Source organism: Roseateles sp. (genome assembly GCF_965229315.1).
Taxonomy (GTDB): Bacteria; Pseudomonadota; Gammaproteobacteria; order Burkholderiales; family Burkholderiaceae_C; genus Pelomonas.
In genome coordinates, this window is the sequence record NZ_CBDDJA010000002.1 from 111,238 (window position 1) to 124,988 (window position 13,751).

The window sequence follows — 13,751 nt, forward strand, 5'->3', positions numbered from 1 at the left end:
GACCGGGCATGCGCGCGTGCAGCGCCGCAGGGCTGGGCGAGGGGCCTCATTTCCGGGGCGCTCCGCGGCGGTGCATCAGCACCAGCAGGTACACCCCGCCGACCAGCGCGGTGACCAGCCCCACCGGCAGCTCCTGTGGCCGGATGACGGCGCGGGCGATCACGTCCGCCGCCAGCAGCAGCGCGCCGCCGGCCGCGGCCGACAGCACGATCAGCCAGCCGTGCAGCGTGGCGCACACGGCACGCACGAGGTGGGGGGCGACGAGGCCGACGAAGGCGACGATGCCCGTCTGCGCCACGGCCGCGCCCACCGCGAGGGCGAACGCGAAGACGAGCAGCAGCCGCACGGTGGGCAGGCGCACGCCCAGCGACGCGGCGGTGGACTCGCCCAGCGTCAGTGCATCCAGCGCCGGGCTGGCCAGCAGGCCGACCAGCGCCGCCGCCACGCCGCAGGCCGCCATCACGGTCACGCTGCGCCAGCCCAGCAGCCCGGTGTTGCCGAGCAGGAAGGCCTGCATGGCGCGCAGGATGTCCGGCGACCACAGCGTGGCCAGGTTGGTCAGCGCGTTCAGCACCACGCCGACGACCACGCCCGCCAGCAGCAGCCGCAGCGTCTGCTCCACGCCGCGCGCGAGCACGAGCGTGAGGCTCACGCCGGCCAGCGTGCCGATGAAGGCCACGCCGGTCAGGCCCAGGTGCGTCAGCAGCGAGGCGTTGTGCGCGGCCGTGCCCGTCAGCGCAAGCGTGACGGCCACCGCCAGCTGCGCGCCGGACGCGCTGCCCAGCAGGTAGGGGTCGGCCAGCGGGTTGCGGAACAGGCCCTGCGAGATGGCGCCGGCCATGCCCAGCAGCGCGCCGGCCCACCACGCGCCGAGGGAGCGGGGCAGGCGGATCTCCCACAGGATCAGGCCCATGCCTTCGTCGCCGAGGTGGGCCCAGCCCGTGCTGCCGGTGGCCACGCCGGCGACGATGCCGAGCACACCGACGCCCAGCAGCAGCGCGAGCAGCAGGCCGGGGCGCAGGTTCACGGGGCCGCCTTCTCGCGCAGGCACTTGGCCATGATCTGCGCGGCCTCGGCCATGCGCGGGCCCGGGCGGGCGAGGATGTCGCCTTCCTCGGGCTTGAAGATGCAGATGCGGCCGCGCCGGACGGCGTCGATGCTGTGCCAGCCGGGGCGCTCGGTCAGGCCTTGCGCGCCGCGTGCACCGACCATGATGAGCGCCGGGTTGGCCTTGACGACGAACTCGGGGTTGATCTTGGGAAAGGGCCCGAGGTCGGGCGGAATGATGTTGCCCGCACCCAGCCGCGTCAGCGTCTCGCCCATGAAGGAGACCGTGCCGGCCGCGTACAGGCCGGGCGCGACCTCGTAGTACACGCGCAGGCCGCGCGCCTGGGCCGGTACGCTGGCGGCCGCGGCGGCGACGCCGGCCTCGATGTAGCGCCACACGCGCTGGGCGTCCGGCACGCCCAGCGCCAGGCCGATGGTGTCCAGCACGCGCTGCACGTCGCGGTAGCTGCGCGGCTCCAGCGCGATGACCTTCATGCCCAGCCCGCGCAGCCGGTCGGCCACGCGCGAGGACACGGCCACGAACACGACATCGGGCTTGAGCGACGCGATCAGCTCGACATTGGTGTCGTCCATGCCGCCCAGCTTGGGCAGCGCGTTCACGCTGGCGGGGAAGTTGGAATACCGGTCGACGCCGACCAGGCGCGCGCAGGCGCCCAGCTCGCAGACGGTCTCTGTCAGCGACGGCAGCAGGCTGACGATGCGCTGCGGCGGTGCGGCCAGCGTGGTCGTGTGGCCCAGGTCGTCCCTGATGTCGATGGCCCGGGCGGGCAGCGTGCAGGCGAGCAGCAGCGACAGGAACAAATGCTTAAGCATCGGAGGCTTCCTCGATGGTCCGGGTCCAGGGCTGGCCCGCGACCATCAGTGTCAGCTGGCCACAGCGGCGGGCCACGTCCTGGTTCAGCCGGCCGAGTTCGTCCACATAGTCGCGCACCTCGCGGCCCAGCGGCGAGATGCCCCAGCCGACCTCGTTGGACACGAAGACGACGGTGGACGAGAGCTCCGGCAGCAGCGCCAGCAGCGCGTCGCGTTCGGCGAGCCAGCCGGCCTCGTCGGGCGCGCCGTCCATGGGCATCAGCCAGTTCGTGAGCCACAGCGTCAGGCAGTCGACGATGACCAGCGTGCCGGCGTCGTCGACTTCTTGAAGGGCCGCGCTCAGGCGCAGCGGGGCTTCGAGCGTGTCGAAGCCCGCCGGCCGCGTGGCGCGGTGGTGGGCGATGCGCGCACGCATCTCGTCGTCGGCGGCCAGCGCGGTGGCGATGACCACCACGCGGCCGCCGCCGGCCTGCCAGCGCAGCGCCAGCCGCTCGGCCTGGCGCGACTTGCCGCTGCGCTGGCCGCCGACGATGAGGTCGTGCAAGCTCATCCTCTGCAGCTTAGAGCTGGGGGGACCAGCGCAGCGACACCAGCACCGTGCGCGGCGCGGACGCGTAGCCGTAGGCCGTCGTGTAGTCGCGGTCGAACGCGTTGTCGACGTTGAGCTGCATCTTCAGCTCGCGGCTGATCTTGTACTGCGCGCTCAGGTTCATCAGGCCGTAGCCGCCCAGCTTGCGGGTGTTGGCCGCGTTGTCGAAGCGCGCGCCCGACCACTGCACGCCGGCGCCCAGCAGCCAGTCGCCCAGCTCGGTGTCGGCGTTGACCGTGCCCAGCCGCTTGGCGCGGCGGGCCAGCAGCAGGCCGGTGTTGACGTCCTTGGGCGCCTGCAGGTCCAGCGTGGCCTTCAGGTTGACCATCGCGACCTTGGTGCCGCCGGCCAGGGTCAGGCCTTGCAGGCGTGCCAGCGCGACGTTCTGGTAGCAGCCGAAGCCATAACTGCAGGGGCCGGCGGCGCCGAAGATGATCAGGTTGCTGACGCGGTTGCGGTAGGCGGTGGCCGAGATCTCGTTGTCGCCCGCGGCGTACTTCAGGCCGAACTCGACGTTGTGGCCGTTCTCGGCCTCCAGCAGCGGCGTGCCGGGCTTGCTCAGCGGGCCGTAGAGGGACGCCTGCTGGTAGACCGTCGGCGCGCGGAAGGCGTTGCCGATGGAGCCGACGACACGCAGGCCGGGCGCCACTTCATAACCAGCCAACAGCGTGCCGGTGTCGACGCCGCCGAACTGGCTGTCGTCGTCGTGGCGGGCGTGGGCCTGGAAGCCGAACGCGCCGGCGTTCAGGATGTAGCCCGCGCCGACCGCGTTGCGGCTGCGCTTGCCGATCTTGTCGGTGGCGACCAGGCTGCTGTTCTCCAGCTTGTCCTCGTCGCGCTCGCCGGTGAAGGTGATCTGCTGGCCCTGCGCGAGCTGGTAGTAGCCGCTCAGCGCCAGGTTCTTGATGCGCGTGATGGTCAGGTAAGGCGACGGCGTCGTCTCGTAGCGGTCGCGCGATTCGCCGTAGCTCAGCTGCGTCTGCAGCGCGGGCGACCACTGCGCGGTCCAGGACAGGCGCGCGGCGTCGGTGTCCTGCAGCGTGTGGTCGTCGACCAGCGGCTTGCTCTTGGACGCGTCGTACTGGCCGTTGACGTGGCTGCGGATCGCGACGACCTCGGCGCGGTGGCCCTCGGCCAGCTGCGCGCCCAGGCGCGCGCTCGCCTCGTAGCGGCGGTAGCCGTCGCGGTCGGGCACGTAGCCGAAGGCGTTGTCCAGCGTCGTCGCGTTGAAGCCATCGCTGCGGTCGACACCGGCGGACAGCGCGTAGTCGAAGATGCCGGCGCTGCCGTAGACGGCGGCGTCGGCCTTGCGCGTGCCGAGGTTGCCGGCGGCCACGCCCAGGTCCAGCGCGGTCTTGCTGCCGCCCTTGCGGGTGAAGATCTGCACCACGCCGCCGACGGCGTCGGAGCCGTAGATGGCGCTGGCCGGGCCCTTCAGCACTTCGACGCGCTCGATCTGGCCGAGGGGGATGCCCTGCCAGCTCGCGCCGCCGGTGGACTGCGAGTCCACGCGCACGCCGTCGACCAGCACCAGCGTGTGGCGCGTCTCGGCGCCGCGCAGGTACAGCGACGTGGTCGAGGCCGGGCCGCCGTTGCGGACCATCTCGGCGCAGCCGTTGTTGCGCAGTAGGTCGCCGAGGCTGGCGGAGGCCTGGCGCTCGATGTCGGCGCGGGTGATGACGGTCAGGTCGGCCAGCACGTCGGCCAGGCGCTGCGGTGTGCGGGTGGCGGTGGTGACGACGGTGTCGAGCTTGTTCAGCGCCTGGGCGTGCGCGGATGCGGCCACGGCCAGGGTGGACAGTGCGAAAAGGACGGACGCGGGCCGACTGGCCGCGAGCAGGGTGTGGGACATGGAAATCAGACGCGAACGAACACTCAGCCGCGCTGACCCCCGCAGCAAGGCTGAAAAACGGCTGCTGCGTTATTGCGCGCGGCAGCCCCGTCGTTGGCCGGTATCCGGGCTGGCGAACCGCTGCTTGACGCCTTCCCAGTGCAGGCACCAGTGGCTTGTGGTCAAACAGAGAGGCCGTGAGGCCTCGTTCGCTTACCGTTGCGGGGACAGCTCAGGTTAGGTTCGCCACGGTGTGGGCCGCCCTCCTGATTCCCGTTGAACTGCACCCGGCTTGAGACCGGGCGCGAGCACCAACGGCGCGGATTCTATCGGCCGGTTGCGGAGGCCGCTTGGGCCGGTTTGGCCGGCTTGTGCGCGCGGGCCATGTGCGGGCGCCGGGGCGGCGCGGTCGTCGCGGTGGCGCTGGCGGCCGTGGCGGGCGGTGGCAGGCGTTGCAGGCCGACGGCAGCGGTGCGTTGGGCGCGCGCCTCGGCCTCGCTGGCGCGGCGGGCCTGCGCGAGGGCCGTGGCCTGCCGGGCCTCGGCGAGATGGCGTTCGCGGGCGGCCTTGCTGTCGGCCGCGCCGGGCTGGTCGTAGTCGACGCTGCTGGCCGCGCCCACGCCGGGGCAGGGCGAGTCGCGCAGGTCGCGGCCGTCCGGGCCGCAGCGGTAGACCTGGGCGCGCTTGACCTGCGTCTGCGCCGGCGCGGCCGGGGCGGCGAGCGCGGACAGGGCAACGACCAGGGCCGGCAGCAGGGGTTTCATGAGGCTGGAGTGTCCTGCGGCGGCTGCGGTTTGGGGGGCTTGGGGCGCGGCGGCTTGGCGTGAATTTTGGCCAAGGCCTTGTCCATCTCGCCGCGCAGCATCAGCTCGACGGCCCCGTAACTCTTCTCGATGCAGTCCTCCACCGCCTGGCGTTCGGCCAGCGGCGGGCGGCGCAGCACGTAGCCGGCCACCTCGTCGCGGTGCCCCGGGTGGCCGATGCCCAGCCGCAGCCGCCAGAAGTCGGCGCTGCCGAGCTGGGCCTGCATGTCCTTGAGCCCGTTGTGGCCGCCGTTGCCGCCGCCCTTCTTGAACTTCATCTCGCCGGGCGGCAGGTCCAGCTCGTCGTGGATGGCCAGGATCTCGTCCGGCGCGATCTTGAAGAAGCGCGCCAGCGCCGCCACCGATTTGCCGGAGAGGTTCATGTAGGTCATGGGCTGCAGCAGCCAGATCGGGCCGCTGGCACCCGGGGCGTTGTTGGCCCGCGCGACGAGGCCGTGGTAGGCCTTGTCCGGCGCCAGGCTGACCTTGAGGCCGCGCGCCAGGCCGTCAATCCACCAGAAGCCGGCGTTGTGGCGGGTGTCTTCGTATTCGGAGCCTGGGTTGCCCAGGCCGACAAGCAAACGGATCATGGCGTCATCCTAGGTCCTGTCGGGGTCCCGCCGGGTGCCGGAAGCCATGGTCGGCCAGCAATCCGCCAGCTACATTGCGGCGGGACACTGCACCACCGCTCCAGGAGTGAACTCGAACATGAAGAACAAGGATTCCAAGCGCAGCACGTCGACAGGCAAGGCCAGGACCTGGGTGCTGGTCGTCATCGTCGTCATCGGCGTGGCGCTGGCCGGCTGGTGGTGGAAGGGCCGCAGCAGCGAGGGGGCCGGCGGCCCGGCGGGTGCGGCCTCGGCGGCGTCGGGCGCCGGAGGCGGTGCCGGCCGCCCGGGTGGTGCCGGCGGTGCCGCTGGCGGCGGCCGCTTCGGCCGCACCGGTGCGCAGCCGGTGTCCGTCGCGGCCGTGCAGCGTCGCGACCTGCCGGTCGCGGTGGATGCCATCGGCAGCATCGCGGCGGCCAACACGGCCGTGGTGCGCGCCAAGGTCAGCGGCGAGCTGAAGGCCATCTACTTCAAGGAAGGCCAGCCGGTGAAGGCGGGCCAGGTGCTGGCGCTGATCGACCCGCGCGCCTTCGAGATCGCGCGCGACCAGGCCGCTGCGGCGCTCGCCCGCGACCAGGCGCAACTGGAGAACGCCCGCGCCGACCTGGTCCGCTACCAGGACCTGGTCGCCAAGGAAGCCGCGCCGCGCCAGCAGCTGGACACGCAGCAGGCGCTGGTGCGCCAGCTTGAGGCGACGCTGCTGTCCGACAAGGCGACGCTGGACAACGCCCGGCTGCAGCTGTCGTACACCAAGGTCACCGCACCGATCTCGGGCCAGGCCGGCCTGAAGCAGGCCGACCTCGGCAACAGCGTGACGCCCAGCGACGTCAACGGCCTGCTGACCATCGCGCAGACACAGCCCGCGGCCGTCGTCTTCGCCGTGCCCGATGCGCGGCTGGCGCGCATCCGCCAGCAGCTGGCTGACAAGCAGCCGCTGGCCGTGCAGGCCTGGGACCGCGAGCACAAGCAGATGCTGGCCCAGGGCCGCGTGGACAGCACCGACAACGCCATCGACGCCAGCACCGGCACCATCAAGGTGAAGGCGCTGTTCCCGAACAAGGACAACGCGCTGTTCTCCAACCAGTTCGTCAACGTGCGCCTGCAGCTGGACACGCTGAAGAACGTGCTCGTCGTGCCCACCGCGGCCGTGCAGCGTGGTTCGCCCGGCACCTTCGTCTACGTGGCCGCCGATGGCCAGGTCGCGCTGCGTCGCGTGCAGGTGCTTGCCGTGGATGGCGAGTCGACGGGCGTGCAGGGTGATCTGAAGGTTGGCGACCAGGTCGTCACCGATGGCGCTGACCGCCTGCGCGACGGTGGCAAGGCCGAGGTCATCAAGGCGCCGGCCGGCGGCGCCTCGGGCGCGGCCGGGGGCGACGGCGGCCGCCGCAACTGGATGGAGCGCGTGCCGCCGGAGATGGTGGACAAGCTCAAGGCCATGAGCCCCGAGGACCGCCGTGCGTGGATACAGCAGCATGCAGGCTCCGCGCCGGCTTCTGCATCCGCACCGGCCCAGCGCGAGGCCCGACCACCCGCCTACCCCGGCTCGGCGCCGGCCGCCCCGCTGCTCGGCGCCGCGCCGGGCGCCGCTTCGGGCGCACATGCCGAGGGCGAGCGCCCGCGCTGGATGGACCGCGTGCCGCCCGAGATGGTCGACAAGCTCAAGGCCATGAGCGACGAGGAGCGCCGCGCCTGGTTCCAGCAGCGCCGCGCCGCGTCCGCAGCCGCTGGCGGCCAGTGAGGCCCGCTCGATGAACCCGTCACGCCTCTTCATCGAGCGGCCGGTCGCGACCTCGCTGCTGATGCTGGCCATCGTGCTGGCCGGCGCGCTGGCCTACCGGCTGCTGCCGGTGTCGGCCCTGCCCGAGGTCGACTACCCGACCATGCAGGTCACGACGCTGTACCCCGGTGCGAGCCCGGACGTGATGACGTCCTCCGTCACCGCGCCGCTGGAGCGCCAGTTCGGCCAGATGCCGGGCCTGTCGCAGATGTCGTCCACCAGCTCGGGCGGCGCGTCGGTCATCACGCTGCGCTTCGACCTCAGCGTCACGCTGGACGTGGCCGAGCAGGAGGTGCAGGCGGCCATCAACGCCGGCAGCAACCTGCTGCCCACCGACCTGCCCATGCCGCCGGTCTACAGCAAGGTCAACCCGGCCGATGCGCCGGTGCTGACCATCGCCGTCAGCTCCACGACGCTGCCCGTGCCGCGCGTGCACGACCTCGTGGAAAGCCGGCTGGCGCAGAAGATCTCGCAGGTGCCGGGCGTGGGCATGGTGGCCATCGCCGGCGGCCGGCGGCCGGCCGTGCGCATCCAGGCCAACCCGGGCGCGCTGGCCACGCTGGGCCTGTCCATCGACGACGTGCGCACGGCCATCTCGGCCGCCAACGTCAACCAGTCCAAGGGCAGCTTCGACGGCCCGCTGCGCGCGTCCACGCTGGACGCCAACGACCAGTTGCGCAGTGCCGCCGAGTACGCCAGCCTCGTCATCGCCTACAAGAACGGCAACGCCGTGCGGCTCAAGGACGTGGCCCAGATCGTGGACGACGCCGAGAACCTGCGCCTGGCGGCCTGGGCCGGCCAGGCGGGCCAGGCGTCCACGTCGGCCGTCATCCTGAACGTGCAGCGCCAGCCGGGTGCTAACGTCATCGAGACGGTGGACCGCGTGCGCGCGGTGCTGCCGCAACTGCAGGCCAGCCTGCCGGCGTCGCTGGAGGTGCAGATCCTGTCGGACCGCACGACGACCATCCGCGCGTCGGTGACCGACGTGCAGCACGAGCTGCTGTTTGCTGTTGTGCTGGTCATCGGCGTCATCTTCGTGTTCCTGCGCAGCGTGCCGGCCACCGTCATCCCGGCCGTCGCGGTGCCGGTGTCGCTGGTGGGCACCTTCGGCGTCATGTACATGGCGGGGTTCTCGATCAACAACCTGACGCTGATGGCGCTGGTGATCTCCACGGGCTTCGTCGTCGACGACGCCATCGTCATGATCGAGAACATTGCCCGGCACCTCGAAGAGGGGCAGGGCCATGTCGGCGCCGCCGATGTGACGGGCGCGGAGGCGGGCGGTGGCAAGGTCACGCCCTTGCAGGCGGCGCTGGACGGCTCCCAGCAGATCGGCTTCACCATCATCTCGCTGACGGTGTCGCTGATCGCCGTGCTGATCCCGCTGCTGTTCATGGGCGACGTGGTGGGGCGCCTGTTCCACGAGTTCGCGATCACGCTGGCCGTGTCCATCCTGATCTCGGCCTTCGTGTCGCTGACGCTGACGCCCATGATGTGCGCGCGGCTGCTCAAGCATGAACGCGAGGAGGACCACGGCCGGCTGTGGCACCGCGTCGGCAAGGCCTTCGACGACACCATCGCCGCCTACGGCCGCATGCTGGACTGGGTGCTGGACCGCTCGGCCGCGACGCTGGTCGTCTTCCTGGCGACGCTGGTGCTGACCGGTGTGCTGTACCTGCTGGTGCCCAAGGGCTTCTTCCCGGTGCAGGACACGGGGCAGATCCAGGGCATCACGGAGGCGGCGCAGTCCACCTCGTTCGCCGCGATGGCCGAGCACCAGCAGCGCATCGCCGAGCGCGTGTTGAAGGACCCGGCCGTGCAGAGCGTGTCGTCCTTCATCGGCGTGGACGGCGGCAACACGACGCTGAACCAGGGGCGGCTGCAGATCACGCTCAAGCCCAAGGACGAGCGCGGCGAGAGCGCCGCGGCCATTTCGCGCCGGCTGACCGACGCGGTGGCCGAGGAGCCCGGCATCGCGCTGTTCCTGCAGCCGGTGCAGGACCTGACCATCGAGGACCGCATCGCCAAGACCCAGTACCAGTTCACGCTGAGTTCACCCGACGCGGCCGAGCTGAGCCGCTCGACGACGGCCGTGCTGGAGCGGCTGCACGACGTGAAGTCCATCGCCGACGTGGCCAGCGACCAGCAGGAAAAGGGCTTGCAGGCCTACGTGGACATCGACCGCGACGCGGCCGGGCGGCTGGGCGTCAGCGTGGCCGCCATCGACAGCGCGCTGTACAGCGCCTTCGGCCAGCGTCTCATCTCGACCATCTTCACGCAGAGCAACCAGTACCGCGTCGTGCTGGAGGTGGCGCCCGGCTACCGCCAGGGCCTGGACGGGCTGCAGCGGCTGTATGTGCCCGGCGCGAACAACACGCAGGTGCCGCTGAGCTCGGTCGCGCGCTTCAGCGAGCGGCTGTCGCCGCTGGCCGTCAATCACGTCGCGCAGTTCCCGGCCGCGACCATCTCGTTCAACCTCGCGCCCGGTGCGTCGCTGGGCGAGGCGGTCAAGGGCATCCGCGCCGAGGTCGATGCGCTGCAGCTGCCGCTGAGCGTGGAGACGCGCTTCGAGGGCGCGGCGCTGGCCTTCCAGGCCTCGCTCAGCAGCACGCTGCTGCTGATCCTGGCGGCCATCGTGACGATGTACATCGTGCTGGGCGTGCTCTACGAGAGCACCATCCACCCGCTGACCATCCTGTCCACGCTGCCGTCCGCGGGACTGGGCGCGCTGCTGGCGCTGCTGGCCTTCCGGCTGGATCTGGACATCATCGCCATCATCGGCATCGTGCTGCTGATCGGCATCGTCAAGAAGAACGCGATCATGATGATCGACTTCGCGCTGGAGGCCGAACGTGACCACGGCAAGTCGCCGCGCGAGGCCATCCACGAGGCCTGCCTGCTGCGCTTCCGCCCCATCCTGATGACCACGATGGCCGCGCTGCTGGGCGCGCTGCCGCTGATGCTGGGCACGGGCGTGGGCAGCGAGCTGCGCCACCCGCTGGGCGTCGTCATGGTGGGCGGCCTCATCGTCAGCCAGTTGCTCACGCTGTTCACCACGCCGGTCATCTACCTGGGCTTCAGCTCGATGGCCGCGCGGCTCAGGCGCCACCGCAACAAGGGTGACGGCAAGCCCGAGGCGGAGGCGGCGGCGTGAACCTGTCGCGCGTCTTCATCGAGCGCCCCATCGGCACGGCGCTGATCACCTGCGGCATCGCGCTGGCCGGCGCCATCGCCTACCTGCTGCTGCCCATCGCGCCGCTGCCGCAGGTCGAGTTCCCGACCATCTCGGTCAGCGCGTCGCTGCCCGGCGCCAGCCCCGACACGATGGCGGCCACCGTCGCCACGCCGCTGGAGCGCACGCTGGGCAGCATCGCCGGCGTCACCGAGATCACCTCGTCGTCGTCGCTGGGCAGCTCGCGCGTGACGCTGCAGTTCGACCTCAGCCGCGACATCGACGGCGCCGCCCGCGACGTGCAGGCTGGCATCAACGCGTCGCGCGCGCTGCTGCCCAGCGGCATGCCGAGCAACCCGACCTACCGCAAGGTCAACCCGGCCGACGCGCCCATCATGATCGTGTCGCTGACCTCGGACACGCTGACGCGCGGCCAGATGTACGACGCCGCGAGCACGGTGCTCGCGCAGCGGCTGTCGCAGGTGGAGGGCGTGGGCCAGGTCACCGTGGGCGGCGGCGCGCTGCCGGCGGTGCGCATCGAGCTGGACCCGAACAAGCTGTCGGCCAACGGCATCTCGCTGGAGCAGGTGCGCTCTGCCGTCGTCGCGACGAACGCGAACCGCCCCAAGGGCATGCTGGAGGACGACAGTCGCTACTGGCAGATCGTCGCCAATGACCAGGCCAAGCAGGCCAGCGAGTACGCGCCGCTGGTGCTGAGCTACAAGAACGGCGCGGCGCTGCGGCTGCGCGACGTGGCCGACATCCAGGACAGCGTGCAGGACATCCGCAACGACGGCCTGGCCGACGGCAAGTCCGCCGTGCTGCTGATCCTGAACAAGGCGCCGAGTGCCAACATCATCAAGACGGTCGACACCGTGCGCAGCCTGCTGCCGCAGCTGCGTGCATCCATCTCGCCCAGCATCGACGTCAACGTCGTCATGGACCGCACGACCACCATCCGCGGCAGCATCCAGGAGGTGCAGCGCACGCTGGCGATCTCGTTCGGCCTGGTCATCGTGGTGGTGTTCGTCTTCCTGCGCCGGCTGCGCGCGGCGCTGCTGCCGGCGGTGGCCGTGCCGGTGTCGCTGGCGGGCACCTGCGGCTTCATGTACCTGCTGGGCTACAGCGTCGACAACCTGTCGCTGATGGCCATGACGGTGGCCACCGGCTTCGTCGTGGACGATGCCATCGTCGTGCTGGAGAACATCTCGCGCCACATCGAGCGCGGCATGGCGCCGCGCGACGCGGCGCTCAAGGGCGCACGCGAGATCGGCTTCACCGTCGTGTCCATCTCGCTGAGCCTGATCGCCGTGTTCATCCCCATCCTGGCGATGGGCGGCATCGTCGGGCGGCTGTTCCGCGAGTTCGCGGTCGTGCTGTCGGTGGCCATCCTCGTGTCCATGGTGGTGTCGCTGACGACCACGCCGATGATGGCCGCCACGCTGCTGCGCCCGCACGCCGAGGCCAAGCCGCCGGGCCGCTTCGGTCGTGCCGTCGGCCGGGTCGGCGCCTGGCTGGCGCGGGGTTACCGCAGCACGCTGCGCTGGACGCTGCGCCACCAGCCGCTGGCACTGGGGGTGCTGGCCGGCGTCGTCGCGCTGAACGTGCACCTGTACATGACCATCCCCAAGGGCTTCTTCCCGCAGCAGGACACCGGGCTGATGATCGGCGGCGTGCAGGCCGACCAGGCCAGCTCCTTCCAGGCCATGCAGCTCAAGCTGCGCACCTTCAGCGACATCGTGCGCGCCGACCCGGCCGTGGCCCACGTGACCGGCTTCACCGGCGGCGGCCAGCGCAACAGCGCCAACATGTTCATCAGCCTGAAGCCCCGCAGCGAGCGCAAGGAGAGCGTGGACGACGTCATCAACCGGCTGCGCGGCAAGCTGGCCAGGGTGCCGGGGGCCAACCTGTTCCTCGCGCCGGTGCAGGACATCCGCGTCGGCGGCCGGCAGTCCAACGCGGCCTGGCAGTACACGCTGCAGGCCGACGACCTCGCCGACCTGCGCACCTGGGAGCCGCGCATCCGCCGCGCGCTGACCGAGATCCCGGAGGTCACCGACGTCAACACCGACCAGCAGGACAAGGGCACGCAGACTTCGCTGGTCGTCGATCGCGACGCGCTGGCGCGGCTGGGCATCACGATGGGTGCGTTCGACAGCGTGCTCAACGACGCCTTCGGCCAGCGCCAGGTCGGCGTCATCTACAACCCGCTGAACCAGTACCGCGTCGTCATGGAGCTGGCGCCCGTCTGGCTGCAGAGCCCGCAGACGCTGGACCGCCTGTTGCTGACCAGCAGCGGCGGCCAGCAGGTGCCGCTGTCGAGCGTGGCGCGGGTGGAGACGACGAGCACGCCGCTGGCCGTCAGCCACCAGAGCGGCACGCCGGCCAGCACCATCAGCTTCAACCTCGCGGCCGGCGTGTCGCTGTCGGACGCGGTGACCGCGGTCAACGACGCGGTGGCCGGCAGCGGTGCGCCGGTGTCGGTGCGCGGCAGCTTCCAGGGCACGGCCCAGGTCTTCCAGGCGTCGCTGAAGTCGCAGCCGCTGCTCATCCTCGCGGCCATCGTGACCATCTACCTGGTGCTGGGCATGCTCTACGAGAGCCTCATCCACCCGATCACCATCCTGTCCACGCTGCCGTCGGCCGGCGTGGGCGCGCTGCTGGCGCTGCTGGCTTTCAAGACCGACTTCTCCATCATTGCGCTGATCGGCGTCATCCTGCTGATCGGCATCGTGAAGAAGAACGCCATCATGATGCTGGACTTCGCCATCTCGGCCCGCCGCGAGGCCGAGCTGCGCGGCGGGCACCTGACGGCGGGTGCCGCCATCTACCGCGCCGCGCTGCTGCGGCTGCGGCCCATCCTGATGACGACCGTGGCCGCCGTCTTCGGCGCCGTGCCGCTGGCGGTGGGCCAGGGCGAAGGCGCCGAGCTGCGCGTGCCGCTGGGCATCTCCATCGTCGGCGGCCTGCTGCTCAGCCAGTTGCTGACCCTCTACACCACCCCTGTCGTGTTCTGCTGCATGGACCGGTTGAGCCGCAAGAAGCGCCGTGCGCCCGCGGCCCTGCCTGTCATCCAAGCCACGATCTGAA

Annotated in this window: 9 protein-coding genes and 1 riboswitch; of the genes, 3 read left to right on the forward strand and 6 right to left on the reverse strand. The window is 71.1% G+C overall.

The window, feature by feature from the left end:
• Nucleotides 1–46: 46 nt before the first annotated feature.
• The 6 genes from ACO07H_RS05250 to pth form a co-directional block, all read right to left on the reverse strand.
• Nucleotides 47–1,027: a FecCD family ABC transporter permease gene (locus tag ACO07H_RS05250; RefSeq protein ID WP_422011870.1), complete on the reverse strand. Its 981-nt coding sequence runs from the start codon at nt 1,025–1,027 to the stop codon at nt 47–49.
• On the reverse strand, nt 1,024–1,881 hold the full coding sequence (locus ACO07H_RS05255) for an ABC transporter substrate-binding protein (protein ID WP_422011872.1): 858 nt from the start codon (nt 1,879–1,881) through the stop codon (nt 1,024–1,026). The genes ACO07H_RS05250 and ACO07H_RS05255 overlap by 4 nt, the downstream gene beginning before the upstream one ends.
• Nucleotides 1,874–2,431 carry a bifunctional adenosylcobinamide kinase/adenosylcobinamide-phosphate guanylyltransferase gene (cobU, locus tag ACO07H_RS05260; protein WP_422011874.1) on the reverse strand — a complete coding sequence of 186 codons (558 nt, stop codon included), beginning with the start codon at nt 2,429–2,431 and terminating at the stop codon, nt 1,874–1,876. The genes ACO07H_RS05255 and cobU overlap by 8 nt, the downstream gene beginning before the upstream one ends.
• Before the next feature lie 10 nt (nt 2,432–2,441).
• Entirely contained in the window at nt 2,442–4,322 is a 1,881-nt protein-coding gene (locus ACO07H_RS05265) for a TonB-dependent receptor plug domain-containing protein (RefSeq protein ID WP_422011876.1), read from the reverse strand.
• Nucleotides 4,323–4,400: 78 nt separating this feature from the next.
• Nucleotides 4,401–4,632: riboswitch (cobalamin riboswitch) on the reverse strand.
• On the reverse strand, nt 4,628–5,065 hold the full coding sequence (locus ACO07H_RS05270) for a hypothetical protein (protein ID WP_422011878.1): 438 nt from the start codon (nt 5,063–5,065) through the stop codon (nt 4,628–4,630). Its footprint overlaps the riboswitch before it by 5 nt.
• Nucleotides 5,062–5,694: an aminoacyl-tRNA hydrolase gene (gene pth / locus ACO07H_RS05275; RefSeq protein WP_422011880.1), complete on the reverse strand. Its 633-nt coding sequence runs from the start codon at nt 5,692–5,694 to the stop codon at nt 5,062–5,064. The genes ACO07H_RS05270 and pth overlap by 4 nt, the downstream gene beginning before the upstream one ends.
• Nucleotides 5,695–5,812: 118 nt before the next feature.
• Between pth and ACO07H_RS05280 the strand changes: the two genes are divergently transcribed.
• From ACO07H_RS05280 to ACO07H_RS05290, 3 genes are read left to right on the forward strand one after another with little or no spacing between them, the layout of a single operon-like run.
• Nucleotides 5,813–7,450, forward strand: coding sequence for an MdtA/MuxA family multidrug efflux RND transporter periplasmic adaptor subunit (locus ACO07H_RS05280; protein WP_422011882.1), 1,638 nt, complete (start codon nt 5,813–5,815; stop codon nt 7,448–7,450).
• A 10-nt stretch (nt 7,451–7,460) separates the two neighbouring features.
• Nucleotides 7,461–10,643 carry a multidrug efflux RND transporter permease subunit gene (locus ACO07H_RS05285; protein ID WP_422011884.1) on the forward strand — a complete coding sequence of 1,061 codons (3,183 nt, stop codon included), beginning with the start codon at nt 7,461–7,463 and terminating at the stop codon, nt 10,641–10,643.
• Entirely contained in the window at nt 10,640–13,750 is a 3,111-nt protein-coding gene (locus ACO07H_RS05290) for a multidrug efflux RND transporter permease subunit (protein ID WP_422011886.1), read from the forward strand. Before ACO07H_RS05285 ends, ACO07H_RS05290 begins: the two co-directional genes overlap by 4 nt.
• Nucleotide 13,751: the final 1 nt, after the last annotated feature.